The following is a 19667-nucleotide window of genomic DNA, read 5'->3' on the forward strand; positions in this document are numbered from 1 at the left end:
CGCACGCTCACGCGAGACAAGGCGAAAACGGCTGAGGAAGCGGCGTTTATCCAGATATAAACCAGCATGCCGAAGCCGTACTCACCGCGCAACGTTTCACGAAGCGCAGCAGATCGTGAGCAGGCGCTCAGGCGCCCTTGAGCAGCGCCAGCAACGCGTCGGCATCCAGCCGCGCGCTGACGTCGCCGCCTTCCAGCAGGCTGTCGGCAAGGTCGCGCTTGGCGGCGTGCAGCGCCACGATCTGCTCCTCGATGGTGTGCTCCGCCACCAGCCGGTAGATGGTCACCGGCCGCTGCTGGCCCATGCGGTAGGCGCGGTCGGAGGCCTGGTCTTCCACCGCCGGGTTCCACCACGGGTCGAGGTGGATCACGTAATCCGCGGCAGTCAGGTTGAGGCCGGTGCCGCCCGCTTTCAGGCTGATCAGGAAGATGTCGCCCTCGCCGCGCTGGAAGGCGTCGACGCGCTCCTTGCGCGCCTTGGCCGGGGTGGTGCCGTCCAGGTACTGGTAGGCGACACCGCGCGCGTCCAGATGCTGGCGCACCAGCGACAGGTGGTCGACAAACTGGCTGAACACCAGCGCCTTGTGGCCGTTTTCCAGCAGTTCGTCGGCGATGTCGGCAAACGCCGCCAGCTTGCTGCCGGCGATGGTGCTGTCCTTCAGCACCAGCTGCGGATGGCAGCAGAAACGGCGCAGCTTGGTGATCTCGGCCAGCACCTGCATCTGCTTGCCGTCGGCACCCTTCAGTTCGTCCAGCTTGGCCACCGCCTGCTGGCGCATCGCCTCGTACAGGTGCAGCTCGTCGGCCGACAGCGGCACCTTGCGCGTGATCTCGGTGCGCGGCGGCAGCTCATCCAGCACCTGGGTCTTGGTGCGGCGCAGGATGAAGGGCTGGATCAGCGCCTTGAGCGCCTTTTTCGCGCCCTTGTCGCCGCGCTCGATCGGGTTGCCGAAGCGCTGCGCGAAGCGTTCCTGGCTGCCGAGCAGGCCGGGGTTGAGGAAGCGGAACAGGCTCCACAGCTCGCCGAGGTGGTTTTCCACCGGCGTGCCGCTGGCCGCCAGGCGGAAGCCGGCCTGCAGGTCCATCACCGCCTGCGCGCGCTTGGTGCCGGCGTTCTTGATCGCCTGCGCCTCGTCCAGCACCACGCTTTGCCATTCGATGGCGGCAAAGGCGGCGGCGTCCTGCTGCAGCAGGCCGTAGCTGACCACCACCAGATCCAGCGGCCCGAGATCGACCAGCGAGCGGAACTGGTGATACGGGCGCACCTTCAGCGTCGGCGCAAAACGCGCCGCTTCCGACAGCCAGTTCAGCGCCACCGAGGTCGGTGCCACCACCAGCTGCGGCCCGCCCGGCGCGCGCGCTAGCAGCAGCGCCAGCGTCTGCACCGTCTTGCCCAGGCCCATGTCGTCGGCGAGACAGGCGCCGACACCCCAGTGCGCCAGCCGTGCCATCCAGTCGTAGCCGTCGCGCTGGTAGTCGCGCAGCTCGGCCTGCAGCGTGGACGGCAGCTGCGGCTGGAACGCCTGCAGCGACTGCAGGCGCTCGGCCTGGCCCTGCCACGCGTCGTCGGCGTCGAAGTCGCCGACCTCGCCGGCCAGATCGCCCAGCTGTGAAGCCGCCAGCGGCGACAGGTGCAGGCCGTCGCGGCCAACGTGGTCGGCCAGCAGCGCCAGCTCTTCCAGCCGCTTTTTCATCACGTCGGTCAATGCCAGCCAGTCGTCGTCGCCGAGCTTGAGGAAGCGCCCCGGCGTGTCGCGCATCAGCTCCAGCAGGTCGCGCAGTTGCAGCACGCGGCCGTCGTCCAGCTGCAGCGCGCCGTTCAGCACGAACCAGTCGCCCTGCTGCTTGATGCCCAGGCTCAGCTGCGTCAGGCCGCGGCGCGACTTGATGCGCAGGCGCTCGCCTTCCGGCCACACGCACTCCAGCAGCGCGCTGTCCAGCGCCTGCAGTTCGGACAGCACTTCCAGCGCCGCCTGCGGCTCGGCCAGCAGCCACTCCTGGCCATCGTTGTCGCTGGCGGCCAACAGTGGACAGGCGGCCAGCACGCTCTTCAGCGCCTTCTGTTCCTTTTTCAGGTTGCGACGGGTCTGGATCGCCTTGCCGTCGCTGTCGCCGACGATGTTCTCCAGCCCGGCACCGGGCTTGCACCAGTTGCCGCCCGGCAGCGGCCGCACCAAGAGCTGCAGGCGCAGCCCCTCGCTCAGCGGCAGCAGGTGCGCGTAGATGCGGCCGTCGGCCGGCACGCTGTCGATGTGCGCCGCCAGCTCCGGCATGTCGGTGTGCACCGGCACCAGCGGCGCGATGTCGCGCACCGCCTCCAGCAGCTGCGCCTTGGCCGCGCGCGGCACGGTCAGCTCCTTGCCGAGAATGGTGGCGATCTGGCGCACCTCCTTGCTGATGCTGTACACCGCCAGCCGCGTCGGCGTCGCCTTGTCCCACACGATCTCGCTGTCCGGCGCGATCTTGCCCGGCACCAGCTTGATGCGGATCAGTTCACCGCTTTCCTGCAGCTGCAGCGCCACGCTGCCGGCGACGATGTCGATGCCGACATCCGGCGCATCGCTCCAGTACACCGCCGGATGGCCGATCAGCTGTGGCAGCGCCTTTTCGGCATCGATCTCGTAGATGCTGCTGGCGTGGTAGTGGTGCTCGTGCTGCGCGCGCAGCACCTTGATGATCTGCTGGTCCTGCGACAGCAGGTAGTCGAGGCTGTCATCGCCGTCGAACAGGCGGCGCCACGACACGGTGCGGCCGCGGCTCCACTGGTTCTTGGCCGAGCGCTTCTGCTCGCGCGCTTCCAGCATCACGCCGTGGGCGCCGGCGCTGAGCAGCCACGCCAGCCGCGTCTGGCCCTGCGCCGCCGCGCTGCGGCTCTCGCTCTTGTTGGGGCCGAGCTGGCGCAGCGCGTGCAGCGCCTGCTGCCACGCCTCCTGGCGCTGGAACGCCTCAAGCAGCGGCTTCAGCCGGTGCTGGCGGTGCCACTCCGGCTGCTGCCGCGGCTGGCCGAACTGCGCCGCCAGCAGCGCGTCCAGCTCGGCGGCCACCCACAGGTAGCCCTCGTCCTGCATCTGCTCGCGGAAATTCTGCAGCGCCGCCTGCCACTGCGGCGTGCGCGCCTGTTTCACGTCCAGCCAGTACATCGCCAGCGCCAGCAGCAGGCCGTCGACGCCGGCCAGCGTCGACGCGTCCGGCAGCGTCAGGTTATTGCTGATGGCGCCGCCCTCGTGCTGCAGCACCAGATGCTGCAACACGTAGTAGCTGTGGCCGAAGTGCTGGCGGATGCCGCTGCTGATCGCCTGCTTCAGCGCACTGCTGCGCTGCGGGCTGTCCGGGCTGCCCAACAGCGCGATGCAGTGGAAGGCGTTGAGATCGGCCGGCAGCTCGATCTTGCGTTTCTGCGTCTGCTCCTTCAGCTCGTCCAGCCACTGCTGCAGCGTGGACAGCGCCTCGCCGTAGCGGCCGGAGACGGTGTGCAAAAAGAACAGGCTGCTGATGGCGAAGCCCTCGCCGGCGGCGGCCTCCTGCAGCAGGCGCTGGATGTCGCCGCGCCACAGGAACTGCAGCATCAACAGGCTGGTGAGCTGGTCCCAGTCGCGGTAGCCGTCGTCCAGCCGCGACAGCGCGTAGCGGTAGCCCTCGCGGAAGGTGTCGAAGCGGTAGTTGGCCTCCGGCAGGTAGTCCAGCAGCAGCAACACCTGGATGTCGTCGACCAGCTGGTCGAACAGCTGGCGCCCGGCGGCGTTGGCGAACAGGCGCTTGAACGGCGCCTGCGGCAGGCTGCCGCTGTGCAGTGCCGCCGCCTGCTGGTAGCGCTGCAGCCAGTCCTGCGCCGCGCCGACCTGGCCGTGCAGGATCGCCAGCCACAGCCGCAGCTGGATCTGCGCCAGGTCCGGCTTGCCGCGCGCCGCCGGCGACATCGACAGGTGCTCGGTGAGCAGCTCGTCCCACGCGGTGCGCTCCTGGCGGTCGTGCAGCAGCTGCAGCAGCACGGTATTGCGCGCGCCCGCCGCGATGCGGTACGGCAGGCCGGCGGTGCGCACGATCCAGCCCTGGTGCTCCAGATCGCCGAGAATCTCGCCAAGCTTGTCATTGTTCACCGCCTTGCCCTGCTCGTCGCGGATCAGGTTCAGCTGCAGCAGCGTCAGCAGGTTGGGCCTGGATTCGCCGGCCGGCAGCAAGGCCAGCGCGTGCAGCACGGCCAGATGCGCCGGTGCGAGTTGATCAATGGTGTGGGCGGCAAACAAATCGGTCATTGGCGGCGATCGGGAAATACAAAAACAAAAAAGCCGCACACCCGGTCAAGGGCATGCGGCCAACCTTGGGCAGGGCAAGATTATACGCGGCTCAGCGCACGGCGTGCGGCGGAGATGGTCTGCTCCACCAGCTCGTCGGTGTGGGCGATGGAGATGAAACCGGCCTCGTACGCCGATGGCGCCAGGTACACGCCCTCGTCCAGCATCGCGTGGAAGAAGGCCTTGAAGCGGGTGATGTCGCAGCGCGTCGCCTCGGCGTAGCTGGCCGGCACCGTGTCGCTGAAGTAGAAGCCGAACATGCCGCCGACGCTGTCGGTGGTCATGGCGATACCGGCGTCGCGCGCGGCGTCGGCGAGGCCTGCGGCCAACCTTGCGCTGCGGCGGCCGAGGGTGTCGTGGAAGCCCGGCTGCTGGATCAGGCGCAAGGTCGCGAGACCGGCGGCCACCGACAGCGGATTACCGGACAGCGTGCCGGCCTGGTACACATTCCCCAGCGGCGCGATCTTGCCCATGATGTCGGCACGGCCGCCGAAGGCCGCCAGCGGCATGCCGCCGCCGACCACCTTGCCCAGCGTGGTCAGGTCCGGCGTGATGCCGTGCAGAGATTGCGCGCAGCCCAGCGCCACGCGGAAGCCGGTCATCACCTCGTCGTAGATCAGCACCGCGCCGTACTGCTCGGTCAGCGCGCGCAGCGCCTGCACGAACTCGGCCGATGGCTTGATCAGGTTCATGTTGCCGGCGATCGGCTCCAGGATCACGCCGGCGATCTTGTCGCCCAGCTCCTTGAAGGTGTCGCTCAGCTGCTGCACATCGTTGTACTGCAGCACCAGCGTGTGCTTGGTGCAGTCGGCCGGCACGCCGCCGGAGGACGGGTTGCCGAAGGTGAGCAGGCCGGAGCCGGCTTTCACCAGCAGGCTGTCGGAGTGGCCGTGGTAGCAGCCCTCGAATTTCACGATCAGGTCGCGGCCGGTAAAGCCGCGCGCCAGACGGATCGCCGTCATCGTCGCCTCGGTGCCGGAGCTCACCAGCCGCACCTGCTCCACCGACGGCAGCAGCTTGCAGATTTCCTCGGCGATCTCGACCTCGCCCTCGGTCGGCGCGCCGAAGGACAGGCCACCGACGGCCGCATCCTGCACCGCCTTCACCACCTCGGGGTGGGCGTGGCCGAGAATGGCCGGGCCCCAGCTGCCGACATAATCCAGGTACTGCTTGTCGTCGGCGTCCCAGAAATAGGCGCCCTCGGCACGCTTGACGAAGCGCGGCGTACCGCCGACCTGACCAAAGGCACGCACCGGCGAATTGACGCCGCCGGGAATCACTTGCTTGCCACGTTCAAACAGTTCGAGATTGCGGGACATCGTTTTCCTTTCTGGCGGCATCACACACCGCGCTGGCTAAATGGGCAACGGGCCGCCCGTGGCAGCCCGGCAAAATCCTGTCGGTCACGATACGGCAGCGCGCGCGTCGCGGCGTTGACCTGTATCCAGAAGCGTGCGCCCTGCGCGGGCGTCTGTTATCGAGGCAGGATTGTCCGGCAAATCGCCGCGCAAGGCCACCACCGGGCAGAAACGCAGCGTTCGGCTGGCGTGATGGCGGCTGGCGGCCTGGATTTTTGCCACAGAAGTACACGGAAAGACACGGACAAAGACAACAACTTCTTTAGCCACGAAACCCACGAAAAGACTCGAAAATGAAAACGGAAAGGTTGGCCGCAAGCGATCTTCATTACTAGCCAACACCGATGCGACGCACCCGATCCCGTTGGTGCAAGCCGTGAAAACTGGCTCCAGCCCGGAAACAAGCCGCCCGCTTTTGAGCGCAGCGTATGGGCGGCGCCGGGATGGCGCCAGTTTTCACGGGAATTCTTGCGCCTCCGGGAAGAGCGGTCTGCGTGCGAATCTCTGATTCGCTCAGCGATGTGAAAAGGGGGATGCGGTATCCCCCCTTTCCCGCCGCCGCGCGGCAAGCGGCAGATAAGAAATATCCGCGCAGCGGATACACCAGACAGAACAAGGTTGGCCGCAAAACCCGACGCGGCTTGCGGCCAACGTTGGCGCGGCAAGCGGTCTTGGTTTTTGCCACGGAAGCACACGGAAGACACGGACAAGGGCAAAGGCGGCTTTGGCCACGAAACCCGCGAAAAAACACGAGGACAAGGTTGGCCGCAAAGCATGTCGATCGCCAGAACGATAGGGTGCGTCACCCGCAGGGCGACGCACCGTCAAAGGCGAGTCCGCGGCAGCGCCGCATCACAGCGCCAGCAGCGGCGCCACCTCGTCCACCGTCAGCGGCCGCACCACGCGGCCGAGCTCCACCCCGTCGCGCAGCAGGATCAGCGTCGGCCACAGCTTGACGCGGAAGCTGCGTCCCAGCCGCCGCCCGGCGCCGTCCTCCACCTTGATATGGGTCAGCGCCGGCTGCGCCGCCAGCGCCTGTTCGATCGCCGGCTGCGCCGCCTGGCAGTGCGGGCACCAGTCGACGCCGAACTCCAGCAGCAGCGTGCCGGTGTCGAGGCTGGCGCGCTCGGGTGCGGCGGCGGGGTAAGTGGCAACGTAGGGCATCGCGGGTTTCCTTCTGCTATCGGTCAGGCGGCGGTACCGGCCTGATGGCCGGCGGGCACCGCTCATGATAGCCGGAAACGCGCAACGGCCTGAACGCAGCCTGGCCGCAAACCCGGCACGGCTTGCGGCCAAGCTTGCCTGCTTGGTGCGGTGCGCTTCAGCCCGCGTGGCGCAGCGGCTCAGTCATGCGGCCGCTGGCCGCGCGCCACCGCCCAGAACACATGCGTGTACACGCGCCAACCGTGGCCGAAATCCTGCACATAGGTTTCCACCATGCCATCACGCTGGCTGCGCAACAGCCGGCCCCACTGCCCGGGGGTCGCCAGTTCCAGATTGGCCATCGCCGCCGGCATCGCCGCCAGCGTGGTGCTGTCGTCGTCGTGACTGTAAATCGCCTCCAGCTGCTCGTAGTCATGGCGATTGGGGTGCTGGTTGCTGTCCGGACTGCGGGTGTAGTCCATGCAGGAGCCGAGGTTTTCGTTATTGAAGTTCTCGTCCTGATGCCCCAGCCCGAAATTGTGGCCCACCTCCTGGCACATCACCAGCTGGCGCCAGGCCGGCGTGTTGTAGCTGGCGGTCTTGAAGTAGCTGTCGTTGAGCTTGGTGGTGCCCTGCACGATATGGCTGCCGCTGGCCCAAATCTGCGCCAGCCCCAGCCAGCCGTTATTGCCGTACGCCGAATTGCAGACCTCGACCCGACCGCTCGTCGGCCGGCAACGCTTGGCGGTGGTGCCACCGGCCACCATCTGCGTGTCCAGCACCGCGGAGCTGGTCCAGTCCGCCGCCGCCGTTTTGAAGAATTCCAGCCAGTTGCTGTCGACGTTATTGCCCAGCGGCACGGTAAACGGATTGCCGGTGCGCGCCCAGTGGTAATTGCCCCAGGCATGGCTGGCCTGCGCCAGCGGTGCCGCCAGCAAGGAAGCCAGCAGCGTGCCGGCCAGAAGCGTAGTGCGTGACATGATGCAAGCCCCCGTGAAGTGTCCCCTTCACAGTAATGACCAGCCGCAGCGCAAATACAAATGCCATCCAGGCAAAAATCTGTCTTTCATCATGCAATAAAATTAGGCGGGCATGCTGCACCGCCGGCCGGCCGCGCCAAGCGGGAAGCGGAAAGCGGAAAGCGGAAAGCGGAAAGCGGAAAGCGGAAAGCGCCGGATCAAGACATCCACGCAGCGGAGTCGCCAGACAAAACAAGGTTGGCCGCAAACCGGGCAAGGCTTGCGGCCAACCTTGATCACTCCATCGCGGTAAACGCTGGGCTTCGCCAGCTAGCACCAGCCTACATGCCCGACTTGCCGCGTTGCGGTTACACCAGCGTCTGGTGCGTCGCCCCTTCGGGGTGACGGCACCCTACACCCCGCCTCGTCCAATCGCCCGCCAGCATCGAACCGATGCGCCCGCTCCCGTTGGCGCAGGCCGTAAAAACGGCCGCCAGCCCGGAAACAAGCCGCCCCCTTTTGAGCGCAGCGGATGGGCGGCGCCGGGCTGGTTGCCATTTTTACGGGAATTCCTGCGCCGTCGGGAGAGCGGGGATTGAAAAGGGAGATGCGGTATCCCCCTTTCCCGCCGCCGCGCGGAAAGCGGCAGATAAAAAACATCCGCGCAGCGGATACCAAACCCAAAACAAGGTTGGCCGCAACACCACTACGGCGTGCGGCCAAGCTTTGCCACTCGCTCGCGGTAAACGCTGGGCTTCGCAGGCTCAGCACCAGCCTACGCGCCCGGCTCGCCGCATTCTCAAATTAAGAAAAGGGCAAGCCAGCCGGCTTGCCCTTGTCCACATCACCTTGCGGCCAACCTAGGCCGCCACCTCAGCCGCTCACCACGACCCAAACGGATTCTTCGACAAATAAGCATTGGTAAAGCGCCCGTCGAAGGTCACCTCCTCGCCGACCCATTCCGGCTTGTCGAAGGCGGTGTCTTCCGACGGCAGCTCGATCTCGGCCAGCACCAGGCCGGCGTTGGCGCCGAAGAACTCGTCCACCTCCCACACAAAGCCGCCGAAGCTGATGCGGTAGCGCAGCTTGTCGACCACCATCGGGCACATCGCGTCCATGATGGTCTGCGCCTCCGCTACCGGAATCAGGTATTCGAACTCGTGGCGGCTGATGTCGCTGATCTGGCCCTTGAGCGTCAGCCACGCCTGGTCACCGACCACGCGCACACGCACGGTACGTTCCTTTTCCACCGACAAATAGCCCTGGCGGTAGCGCACGCCCTCGGCCAGACCGCGCCAGGCGTCACCGTTTACCTTGAAGCGACGTTCAATTTCCACTGCCATCGTGTTTTTCCATTTCCTTGACGAGACGGGCCGGCGCTTTCAGGCGCCAGTCCGCGGGGCGATAGGGGTGCACGTCGTCCGGCCAGCGCGCGTCGGTCTGCCACACCGACCAGGCGCCGGGCACGGCGATGCGGCCGGCGCGGGCGCTGTCGACATAGTCGCTGCGCGCGGCGGTGACGTTGCAGTAGGCCTTGCGGCCGGCGTAGGAGCCGTCGGACGACAGCTGGCCGCGCGGGAAGCCGGCCGGCAGCTGGGCCGGGGTCATCTTGCCGGGCACGCTGGCGCCGGCGGCCAGGCCCTGGGCCAGCACGTAGACGTGGCCGTCGCAGTCTTGCTGGCAGCCGGTGAGCAGCGCGGCCAGCGCGAGGGGGAGCAGGAGCTTGATCAAAACGGTTTCACCACCACCAGGATCAGCACTGCCAGCAACAGCAGTACCGGTACTTCGTTGAAAAAACGGAACCAGACATGGCTCCGGCGATTGCGCTGCTGCACGAAATCCTGCAGCAGCTTGTAGCAGTAGCCGTGGTAGCCGACCAGCACCGTCACCAGCGCCAGCTTGGCGTGCAGCCAGCCGCCGCCGACGCCGTAGCCCAGCCACAGCAGCAGGCCGAGCGCCAGCGCCAGTAGCGCCAGCGGCGTCATGAAGCGGAACAGCTTGTACGCCATCAGCAGCAGGCGGTCGTATTCCTTGCCCGGCTCGGCCAGCGCCAGGTTGACGTACAGTCGGGGCAGGTAGAACAGGCCGGCAAACCAGGACACCACGAAGAACAGGTGGAAGGCCTTGATATAGAGGTAAGTCATTCAGAGTCCGTATTGCGCGCGGGTGGCTTTTGACAGCCGGGAAAGCACGATGAGTCGTGCTGCGGCCAACCTTGCCTCGACCTGCGCCACGCTGAAGCTCTGCAGCGTGTGCAGCTTGATCCAGCGGGCGCGGGCGAGGTAGGGCGCCGGGGTGACGCCGGGCAGGTCGCACAGCGCGAGGAAGTCGTCGGCGTCGACCTTGAACGCGACGCCGCCATCGTGGAAGGTGGCGAACATCTTGCCCTCGATCTGCAGCACGCGCACGCCGCCCCACTTGATGTCGAGCACCACGCCGGGCAGCGCCAGCGCGTGCTGCTCCAGCTGTTGCAGCAGCGCGGCATCAAGTGACGGCGACATCGCTCAGCGCGCCTTGCGGGCGGCGTTGTACAGCGGCAGCACGCGCGGGATCTGGCGTTGCAGTTCCTCGATGCGTGCCGGGCCGGACGGGTGGGTGGACAGGAAGCTCGGGCCGGTGCCGGCACCGGCCTGCATCATCTTCTGCCACAGCGTCACCGATGCGTTCGGGTTGTAGCCGGCGCGCGCCATCAGCTCCAGGCCGATGATGTCGGCCTCGGACTCCATGGTGCGGCTGTTGGGCTTGGTCAGCGCCACGTCGGTGGCGATGGCGGCCAGTTCCATCGAGCCTTGCGACAGGCCGGCGAGCTGGCCGACGATGCCGAGACCCATCTGCTGCGCGTAGGCCTGGCTCATGGTCTCGCGCGAGTGTTCGCGCAGCGCGTGCGAGATCTCGTGGCCGATGATGGCCGCCATCTCGTCGTCGCTGAGCTTGAGACGGTTGACGATGCCGCTGTAGACCATGATCTTGCCGCCGGCCATCGCGTAGGCGTTCAGGTCGTCGGACTGGGTGACGTTCACTTCCCACTTCCAGCTGCGCGCGTCGGCGCGGAACACCGGCACCTGCGCGATCAGGCGTTGCGACACGGCGCGCACGCGGGCGGTCAGCGCGGCGTCGGTATTGAGCTTGCCGGCGCTGCGCGCCTTGCCCACTTCCTGCACATAGGACTGCGCGGAGGCCTGCTCCACTTCCTGCGGCGACAGCAGCATCAGCTGCTTGCGGCTGGCACCTACGGCGCCGGTGGCGGTGGTGTTGACACAGCCGGCAACGGCCGCGGAAAGCATCAGGACACATCCGGTCCGGGTCAGCCAGTTAGCCATTTTTCTGTTTCCTCTTGCAGCGGCGTCACTCAGAACGCCATCATCTCGAAATCGTCTTTACGCGCGTCGCAATCCGGGCAGGTCCAGTTCATCGGCACGTCTTCCCACTTGGTGCCGGGCGGGATGCCGTCTTCCGGGCGACCCGCCGCTTCGTCGTAGATAAAGCCGCAGATCAGACACATCCAGGTTTGCATAGTGTTAAGCCTTCGCTCGGTTAAAATCCGTATTGTAAATCCTGTGAGACCAGAGAGGTTAAGCCTTGAGCCAAGACATCATTCTCCCGCCTATCGTGCTGACGCTGGCGGGAGCCGATCCCACCAGCGGTGCCGGCATCCAGGCCGACATCCTGACCCTGGCCAGCATGGGCTGCCATCCGCTGTCGGTGATCACCGCCATCACGGTGCAGGACACCCGCGGCGTGCAGGACTTCATGGTCATCGACGACGAATGGGTGCTCGACCAGGCGCGCGCGGTGCTGGAAGACATGCCGGTGGCCGCGTTCAAGGTCGGCATGATCGGCAGCATCGATAACGTGGTCGCCATCGCCGAGCTGATCGCCGACTACCCCGACATCCCGCTGATCTACGACCCGGTGCTGGCCAGCGGCGCCGGCGACGAGCTGGCGCGCGAGGACATGATCCACGTGCTGCGCGACGTGCTGCTGCCGCAGGTGACGGTACTGACCCCCAACAGCATCGAGGCGCGGCGGCTGGCGGCCAACGACGCCGACGACGAGGAAGAGCTGTCGGTGGCCGACTGCGCCAAACGTCTGACACGGCTGGGCTGCGACTACGTGTTCATCACCGGCACCCACGAGCCGACGCGCGACGTGGAAAACCGGCTCTACGACCTGGGCGGCGAAATCCGCGTCGACACCTGGCCTAGACTCAACGGCAGCTTCCATGGTTCCGGCTGCACGCTCGCCGCCGCCATCGCCGGGCTGGTGGCGCGCGGGCTGGCGGTGCCGGAGGCGGTGAAAGAGGCGCAGGACTACACCTGGCAGGCGCTGCGCTACGGCTTCCGTCCCGGCATGGGCCAGTTCATTCCCGACCGCCTGTTCTGGGCCAATGACGACGCCGGCGACGACGATGCCGACAAGGAGCAAGATGCAAACGTTTAACGGCCTGTACGCGATCACCCCGGACACCGACGACAGCGAACGCCTGATCGAGCAGGTCGGCGCCGTGCTCGACGGCGGCGCGCGCATCCTGCAGTACCGCAACAAGGGCAGCGACGCGGTGCGGCGGCTGTGGCAGGCCAGCATCCTCGCCAGCCTGGCGCGCAGCCGCAATGTGCTGTTCATCGTCAACGACGATGTCGAGCTGGCGCGCGCGGTCGGCGCCGACGGCGTGCACGTTGGCCGCGACGACGCCGGCATCGCCGCCGCCCGCGCCGCGCTCGGCCCCGGCGCCATCGTCGGCGCCAGCTGCTACGACAGCCTGGATCTGGCACGCGCGGCGGTGGCCGCCGGCGCCAGCTACGTCGCCTTTGGCGCGGTGTACCCGTCCGCCACCAAGCCCGGCGCGGTGGCGGCGCCGCTGTCGCTGTTCGCAGATAGCGCCGATCTGGGCGTGCCGCGGGTCGCCATCGGCGGCATCACCGCCGCCAATGCCGGCGCGGTGGTGGCCGCCGGCGCCGACGCCATCGCGGTGATCGGCGGCCTGTTCGAACAGGCCGATCCCGGCGCTGCGGCGCACACGCTGGCGGCGCTGTACCGCTGAGCGGCGCGTCCCGCGCGGCGGCTGCGGCTTGCTGACCGCGACGCTACAGCATCGCAAACGGCTGCGGCAGCGGCGTTTATCCAAAGATAAACCCGCCTGCCGCAGCCGTTTTCACCTGTGCTTGCGTGAGCGCGCGATCAGGAGCCGGCGTCAGGCCACCGCGTCGATGATGCCGCCGACGAGCTGCAGACCGCTGGCCAGCGCCGCGCCGGTGGCGGAGAAGCCGCCATACAGCGCGTCGCCGCTTTCCTCGATGCCGCTGACCACGCCGGTGGCCACCTGCAACGCGCCGGCGCTGATGTCGCCGACGCCGGAGGCGATCTTCACCACCCCGCTACCCACGCTGCCCAGGCCGTAGGCCACGGTGGACCCCGCTGCCGCGATGCCGGAGAGACTCATATTGCTGTCCTTTGCTGTGCTGTTGCCGCCCCTGCGGCATGACGATTTGTAGCCTAGCGTCAGCGCAACTTATCCATGCTGCGGTTTTGCATCCGCCCTGTTACAAGACGGCAACATGGCGCGGCCAACCTTGGCCGCAAAAAAACCGCCACGCGGCGGCGTGGCGGTCTGGACCCGAAAGGCGCGGCTCAGCCCAGCTTGTTGTCGGCGATGTGGTAGTGCGGGTCCTCGAACTGGTTGACCTCCACCATGCCCTTGGCCTTGTCCAGCAGCTCCAGGCAGTCCGGGCTCAGGTGGCGCAGGTGCAGCGTCTTGCCGGCCTGCTGGTAGCGCGCGGCCAGCGCGTCGATGGCCTCGACGGCGGAGTGGTCGACCACCCGCGCACGGCGGAACTCGATCACCACGTGCTCCGGGTCGCTCTTCGGCGCGAACAGCTCGCTGAAGTTGGCCGCGGAGGCGAAGAACAGGCTGCCTTCCAGCTCGTACACCTTCCAGCCCTGCGCGTCGGTGCGGGTCTGCACGCGGATGGTCTTGGCGTGCTGCCAGGCGAACACCAGCGCGGCAAATACCACGCCACACAGCACCGCCACCGCCAGATCGGTGAGCACGGTGATCAGCGTCACGCCGACGACGATGATCGCGTCCTGGCGCGGGATCTTGCGCAGCGCCTGCAGGCTGCCCCAGGCAAAGGTCTTCTGCGACACCACCAGCATCAGCCCGACCAGCGCCGCCAGCGGGATCTGCTCGATCCACGGTGCCAGGAACAGGATGAAGCCGAGCAGGAACAGCGCGGCGACGATGCCGGACAGGCGGTGGCGGGCGCCGTTGTTGATGTTGATCATGCTCTGCCCGATCAGCACGCAGCCGCCCATGGTGGCGAACAGGCCGGCCACCACGTTGCCGCCGCCCTGCGCCAGCGCCTCGCGGTTGGGCTGGCCACGGCTGTCGGTGATGTCGTCGATCAGGTTCAGCGTCAGCAGCGATTCCAGCAGGCCGATGGCGGCCAGTACCAGCGAGTACGGCAGGATGATGTAGAGCGTGTCCAGCGTCAGCGGCACCTGCGGCAGGTGGAACTGCGGCAGGCCGCCGGCGATGGAACCCATGTCGCCGACGGTCTTGGTGTCGATGCCGAAGCCGGCCACCACGCCGGCCACGATCAGGATCGCCGCCAGCGCCGCCGGGATGGCACGGCTCAGGCGCGGCAGCAGGTAGATGATGGCCATGGTCAGCCCCGTCAGCGCCGCCATCACCGCCAGCTGCGGCGCGGCCAGCCACTGGCCGTCTTGCTTGAAATGGCCGGCCTGCGCCACCGTCATCACCAGCGCCAGGCCGTTGACGAAGCCCAGCATCACCGAGTGCGGCACCATGCGGATGAACTTGCCGAGCTTGAACACGCCGAACAGCAGCTGCAGCCCCCCCATCAGCACCACGCTGGCGTACAGGTATTCCACGCCGTACCGGGTGACGATGGACACCATCACCACCGCCAGCGCGCCGGTGGCGCCGGAGATCATGCCCGGCCGGCCGCCGAAGCTGGCGCTGATCAGGCACAGGAAAAAGGCGGCATACAGCCCGGTCAGCGGGCTGACGTGGGCGACCAGCGCGAAGGCGATCGCCTCCGGCACCAGCGCCAGCGCCACGGTGATGCCGCTGAAAAAGTCGGTCTTGATCGCCGACGGGGTCATTTTGGTCAACACGCTACTCCGCAACAGGGCGCGCGCCGGCAGGCGCACCACAGCGGGCGGCAGCGCAAGGCGGCGGCAAACTCACGACAGACAGGGGAAAGGACGCAGCGGCCGGCACACGGACCGGACCGGCCGCGACGGGCGAAGGCGGCGATTATCCCACGCCCGCCAGCGCCTGTCGCCGGCGCTCAGCCGGCGGCCAGGGTTGGCCGCAAGGCACCGCTGCCCGGCGGCTGCGGGCGGAACAGCGGCTGGCTCTGCCCCGGCAGGCGGTAGCGCTGCGCCAGCGTCTGGTACAGCCCGGCCTGCGCCTGCTGCTGCAGCGCCTTGTTGAAGCGGTCGCGCACACGCGGGTCGCGGAAGGACAACGCGTACTGCGTCGGCGGAAACAGCGCGTGGGTACACAGCGCCTGGCGGTTGTTGAGCGGTACGTCCGGCTGCTGCGCGAAGTGCAGGAAGATGAACAGGTCGGAGATGACGACATCGGTGCGGCCGGTGAACAGCAGGTTGTTCAGGATGGGCTGCGGCGACGATTCGACATAGTCGACGTTGGCCTTGGCCATCGCCGCGAATTCGGCACCGAGGAAGCGCTGCGCGTTGTGGAACGCCGCCACCCGGTACTGGCCCAGCTCGGCGATGTGCTTGGGCTGCAGGTGACGGTGGCACAGCGTGATCGCCATGTTGCGGTAGGCGATGTAGGGCTCGGACACGAACGGGCCGTTGTTGGAGATGGCGGCATCGATGCGGCCGTCGGCCAGCGCCAGTTGTGCGCGCTGGTTGGGCAGCAGCAGTATTTTGGGCTGATAGCCGGCGGCGCGCAGCACGCTGCTGACCAGCTCGTACTCGATGCCGCGCGCCTCGTCGGCGATGATGTATGGCGGCTTGTTTTCGCCCAGCGCCACCTGCAGCACCGGCAGCAGCGGCGACTCCACCGCCGGTGCCGGCAGCGCCAGACACAGCAGCGCCGCCGTCAGCAGCCGGCGCGGCCAACCTTGGGCCGGGTAGCGCGCCATGCTCAGGTGTTGTAGCCGAGGTTGGGCGCCAGGTCGCGCTCGGCCTGCGCCACGCTGACACCGCGGCGCAGCGCGTAGCTTTCCACCTGGTCGCGGCTGATCTTGCCGACGCCGAAGTAGCGCGAGTCCGGATGGCTGAAGTAGAAGCCGGACACCGCCGCCGTCGGCAGCATGGCGTAGCCTTCGGTCAGCGTCATGCCGATGGCCGGCGCGTCCAGCAGCTGGAACAGTTCCTTCTTCACGGTATGGTCCGGACAGGCCGGGTAGCCCGGTGCCGGACGGATGCCGACGTACTTCTCGTCGATCAGCGCCTCGTTGTCCAGCGCCTCGTCCGCGGCGTAGCCCCAGAACTCGGTGCGCACGCGGCGGTGCATCAGCTCGGCGAAGGCCTCGGCGAAGCGGTCGGCCAGCGCCTTCAGCAGAATGGCCGAGTAGTCGTCGTTGGCGGCCTCGAAACGCGCCACGTGCGGGTCGATGCCCAGGCCGCCGGTGACGGCAAAGGCGCCGATATAGTCGTCCACACCGCTGTCACGCGGCGCGATGAAGTCGGCCAGACACCAGTCCGGATTCCGATTGCCGTCCTTGTCGGTCTTCACCAGCTGCTGGCGCAGGCCGACCCAGGTCAGCAGCGGCGCCCGCGTTTCCGGATCGAGAATCTCGATGTCGTCATGATTGACGCTCACCGCCGGGAACAGGCCGATCACCGCGTTGGCGCTCAGCCATTTCTCGTCGATGATCTGCTTCAGCATCGCCTGCGCGTCGGCCCACAGTGCGGTGGCGGATTCGCCGACCACTTCGTCGCTGAGAATGGCGGGATAACGGCCGGCCAGCTCCCAGCTCTGGAAGAACGGCGTCCAGTCGATGACCTCGGCAATCTCGGCGAGGTCGTAATTGACGTAGCGGCGCACGCCCAGCCACGCCGGCACCGGCGGGGTGTAGTTGGCCCAGTCGATGCGGTGGCGCTGCTCGCGCGCGGCGGCGATCGGCAGCAGCTTGGCGTCGCCGCGGCTCTCGAAGATGGCGCGGGCGCGGGCGTAGTCGTCGGACACCTCTTTGACGAAGGCATCGCGCAGGGTGTCGGACAGCAGGTTGGAGCAGACGCCGACCGCGCGGCTGGCGTCCGGCACGTAGATCACCGGGCCGCTGTAGTTGGGCGCGATCTTGACCGCGGTGTGCACGCGGCTGGTGGTGGCGCCGCCGATCAACAGCGGGATGTCGAAGCCCTGGCGCTGCATTTCCTTGGCCACGTGCGCCATTTCTTCCAGCGACGGGGTAATCAGGCCGGACAGGCCGATGATGTCGGCGTTGTGCTCGCGCGCGGCGTCCAGAATGGTCTGGCACGGCACCATCACGCCCAGGTCGATCACCTTGTAGTTGTTACAGCGCAGCACCACGCCGACGATGTTCTTGCCGATGTCGTGGACGTCGCCCTTCACCGTGGCCATGATGATCACGCCCTTGGCCGGCGCGTCCTGCAGCCCCATGCGGATCTTTTCTTCCTCAATGAACGGCTCCAGGTGGGCGACGGCGGCCTTCATCACGCGCGCCGATTTCACCACCTGCGGCAGGAACATCTTGCCGGCGCCGAACAGGTCGCCGACCACGTTCATGCCGTCCATCAGCGGGCCTTCGATCACGTGGATCGGGCGCTCGCACTTCAGGCGCACCTCTTCGGTGTCTTCCACGATAAAGCTGGTAATGCCCTTGATCAGCGCGTGCTCCAGGCGTTTTTCCACCGGCTGGTTGCGCCAGGCGAGGTCTTCGCCCTTGGCCTCCTTGGCGTCGCCGCGGAAGCTTTCCGCCAGCGTGATCAGTGCCTCGGTCACCGCCATGATGTCGTCGCCGCGCATCAGCACCACGTCCTCGATGCGCTCGCGCAGCACCGCGTCGACCTCGTCGTACACCTCCAGCGCGCCGGCGTTGACGATGCCCATGGTCATGCCGTTCTTGATGGCGTGGTACAGGAACACGGCGTGAATCGCCTCGCGCACCTTGTTGTTGCCACGGAAGGAGAACGACACGTTGGACACGCCGCCGGAAATCTTGGCGTGCGGCAGGTTCTGCTTGATCCAGCCGGTGGCCTCGATGAAGTCCAGGCCGTAACGGGCGTGTTCCTCGATGCCGGTGGCCACCGCGAAGATGTTGGGGTCGAAGATGATGTCTTCCGGCGGGAAGCCGACTTCATCGACCAGGATGCGGTAGCTCTTCTCGCAGATTTCCACCTTGCGCGCGTAGGTGTCGGCCTGGCCGACCTCGTCGAAGGCCATCACGATCACCGCCGCGCCGTAGCGGCGCAGCAGGCGCGCCTGCTCGATGAACTTGTCGACGCCTTCCTTCATCGAGATGGAGTTGACGATGCCCTTGCCCTGGATGCACTTCAGGCCGGCCTCGATCACGTCCCATTTCGAGCTGTCGATCATGATCGGCACGCGGCTGATGTCCGGCTCGGCGGCGATCAGGTTGAGGAAGCGCACCATCGCGGCGTGGGCGTCGAGCATGCCCTCGTCCATGTTGATGTCGATGATCTGGGCGCCGTTTTCCACCTGCTGCCGCGCCACGTCCAAGGCGGTCGCGTAGTCGCCGTTGAGGATCAGCTTGGCGAAGGCCTTGGAGCCGGTGACGTTGGTGCGCTCGCCGACGTTGACGAACAGGTCCTTGTCGCCGATGTTGAACGGCTCCAGCCCGGACAGCCGGCACTTCGGTTCGATCTGCGGCAGCGGCCGCGGCGGCAGGTCTTTGACTGCTTCGTAAATGGCCTTGATGTGCTCCGGCGTGGTGCCGCAACAGCCGCCGATGATGTTGACCAGCCCGGCTTCCGCCCACTCGCGCACCTGCGGCGCCATGTCTTCCGGCGTCAGGTCGTAGCCGGTGGGCGCCAGCGGGTTGGGCAGACCGGCGTTGGCGTGCACCGACACGAAGGTGGCCGAGATGCGCGACATTTCTTCCACGTACGGGCGCAGCAGGTCCGGGCCCAGCGCACAGTTCAGGCCGAAGCTCAGCGCATTGGCGTGCGACAGGCTGTTGTAGAACGCCTCGGTGGTCTGGCCGGTCAGCGTGCGGCCGGACTGGTCGGTAATGGTGCCGGACACCATGATCGGCAGCCGGGTTGTCTCCGGATGCTCGTCGAAGTACTTGTGGATCGCGAACACCGCCGCCTTGGCGTTCAGCGTATCGAAGATGGTTTCCACCAGCAGGAAGTCGGCGCCGCCCTTGACCAGACCGTCGATGGCCTCGGTGTAGGTTTCCACCAGCTCGTCGAAGGTCACGTTGCGGTAGCCGGGGTCGTTCACATCCGGGCTGATGCTGCAGGTGCGGCTGGTGGGGCCGAGCACGCCGGCACAGAAGCGCGGCTTGTCAGGGTTGGTCGCCGTCATCGCCACGCACAGGTCTTTTACCAGCTTGGCGGCGGCGTAGTTCAGCTCCCACACCAGCGCTTCCATGCCGTAGTCGGCCATCGCGATGGCGGTGGCGTTGAAGCTGTTGGTCTCGATGATGTCGGCACCGGCGTCGAGATAGGCCTGGTGGATGCCGGCAATGATCTGCGGCTGGGTCAGCACCAGCAGGTCGTTGTTGCCCTTCACGTCGCGCGGCCAGTCGGCAAAGCGCTCGCCACGGTAGTCCGCCTCTTCCAGCCGGTGGCGCTGGATCATGGTGCCCATGCCGCCGTCCAGAATCAGGATACGGCGGGCGAGCAAGTCGTAGGCGGGGTGTTGGGCAATTTTTGACATGGCAAAGGCGGCTTTTTTAAGTAAAACTAGGTAGATGCGGGGCTGGTTAT

At 66.9% G+C, this 19667-nt stretch carries 16 protein-coding genes; 2 read left to right on the forward strand and 14 right to left on the reverse strand.

What is annotated here, in order from left to right; all coding sequences use genetic code 11:
- Positions 1-127: 127 nt before the first annotated feature.
- From NOM55_RS07715 to NOM55_RS07760, 10 genes are all read right to left on the reverse strand, one after another.
- Positions 128-4252 carry a DEAD/DEAH box helicase gene (locus NOM55_RS07715; protein WP_255908124.1) on the reverse strand — a complete coding sequence of 1375 codons (4125 nt, stop codon included), beginning with the start codon at positions 4250-4252 and terminating at the stop codon, positions 128-130.
- Positions 4253-4332: 80 nt separating this feature from the next.
- Entirely contained in the window at positions 4333-5610 is a 1278-nt protein-coding gene (hemL, locus tag NOM55_RS07720; RefSeq protein ID WP_255908125.1) for a glutamate-1-semialdehyde 2,1-aminomutase, read from the reverse strand.
- Between the two features lie 891 nt (positions 5611-6501).
- Positions 6502-6813 (reverse strand): thioredoxin family protein, encoded by a 312-nt coding sequence (locus tag NOM55_RS07725; protein WP_255908126.1) that lies wholly within the window; start codon positions 6811-6813, stop codon positions 6502-6504.
- A gap of 179 nt (positions 6814-6992) precedes the next feature.
- Positions 6993-7772 carry a hypothetical protein gene (locus NOM55_RS07730; protein ID WP_255908127.1) on the reverse strand — a complete coding sequence of 260 codons (780 nt, stop codon included), beginning with the start codon at positions 7770-7772 and terminating at the stop codon, positions 6993-6995.
- An 860-nt stretch (positions 7773-8632) separates the two neighbouring features.
- Positions 8633-9094, reverse strand: a complete 462-nt coding sequence (locus NOM55_RS07735) for a CYTH domain-containing protein (protein WP_255908128.1) — start codon at positions 9092-9094, stop codon at positions 8633-8635.
- On the reverse strand, positions 9078-9482 hold the full coding sequence (locus tag NOM55_RS07740; protein ID WP_255908130.1) for a DVU_2496 family lipoprotein: 405 nt from the start codon (positions 9480-9482) through the stop codon (positions 9078-9080). The genes NOM55_RS07735 and NOM55_RS07740 overlap by 17 nt, the downstream gene beginning before the upstream one ends.
- Positions 9479-9895 carry a CopD family protein gene (locus NOM55_RS07745; protein ID WP_255908131.1) on the reverse strand — a complete coding sequence of 139 codons (417 nt, stop codon included), beginning with the start codon at positions 9893-9895 and terminating at the stop codon, positions 9479-9481. The genes NOM55_RS07740 and NOM55_RS07745 overlap by 4 nt, the downstream gene beginning before the upstream one ends.
- Entirely contained in the window at positions 9896-10252 is a 357-nt protein-coding gene (locus NOM55_RS07750) for an MmcQ/YjbR family DNA-binding protein (protein ID WP_047968503.1), read from the reverse strand.
- 3 nt (positions 10253-10255) lie between these two features.
- A complete protein-coding gene (locus NOM55_RS07755) occupies positions 10256-11035 on the reverse strand; it encodes a M48 family metallopeptidase (protein ID WP_245961101.1) in 780 nt (259 codons plus the stop codon).
- Positions 11036-11100: 65 nt separating this feature from the next.
- Complete coding sequence (locus tag NOM55_RS07760; protein WP_047968505.1) at positions 11101-11265, reverse strand: rubredoxin; 165 nt, start codon at positions 11263-11265, stop codon at positions 11101-11103.
- A gap of 65 nt (positions 11266-11330) precedes the next feature.
- On the opposite strand from NOM55_RS07760, the gene thiD reads away from it, so the two are divergent.
- Positions 11331-12191: a bifunctional hydroxymethylpyrimidine kinase/phosphomethylpyrimidine kinase gene (thiD, locus tag NOM55_RS07765; RefSeq protein ID WP_047968506.1), complete on the forward strand. Its 861-nt coding sequence runs from the start codon at positions 11331-11333 to the stop codon at positions 12189-12191.
- Complete coding sequence (gene thiE, locus NOM55_RS07770; protein ID WP_255908132.1) at positions 12178-12792, forward strand: thiamine phosphate synthase; 615 nt, start codon at positions 12178-12180, stop codon at positions 12790-12792. Before thiD ends, thiE begins: the two co-directional genes overlap by 14 nt.
- Positions 12793-12942: 150 nt before the next feature.
- Here thiE and NOM55_RS07775 read toward each other — a convergent pair whose 3' ends face one another.
- From NOM55_RS07775 to metH, 4 genes are all read right to left on the reverse strand, one after another.
- Positions 12943-13191, reverse strand: coding sequence for a hypothetical protein (locus tag NOM55_RS07775; RefSeq protein WP_255908133.1), 249 nt, complete (start codon positions 13189-13191; stop codon positions 12943-12945).
- Positions 13192-13379: 188 nt separating this feature from the next.
- Positions 13380-14876: a SulP family inorganic anion transporter gene (locus NOM55_RS07780; RefSeq protein WP_255908181.1), complete on the reverse strand. Its 1497-nt coding sequence runs from the start codon at positions 14874-14876 to the stop codon at positions 13380-13382.
- A gap of 188 nt (positions 14877-15064) precedes the next feature.
- Complete coding sequence (locus tag NOM55_RS07785; protein ID WP_255908134.1) at positions 15065-15889, reverse strand: ABC transporter substrate-binding protein; 825 nt, start codon at positions 15887-15889, stop codon at positions 15065-15067.
- Positions 15890-15891: 2 nt separating this feature from the next.
- Positions 15892-19617 carry a methionine synthase gene (metH, locus tag NOM55_RS07790; RefSeq protein ID WP_255908135.1) on the reverse strand — a complete coding sequence of 1242 codons (3726 nt, stop codon included), beginning with the start codon at positions 19615-19617 and terminating at the stop codon, positions 15892-15894.
- Positions 19618-19667: the final 50 nt, after the last annotated feature.

The sequence above is a fragment of the Vogesella sp. AC12 genome, from assembly GCF_024437575.1.
Classification (GTDB): Bacteria; Pseudomonadota; Gammaproteobacteria; order Burkholderiales; family Chromobacteriaceae; genus Vogesella; species Vogesella indigofera.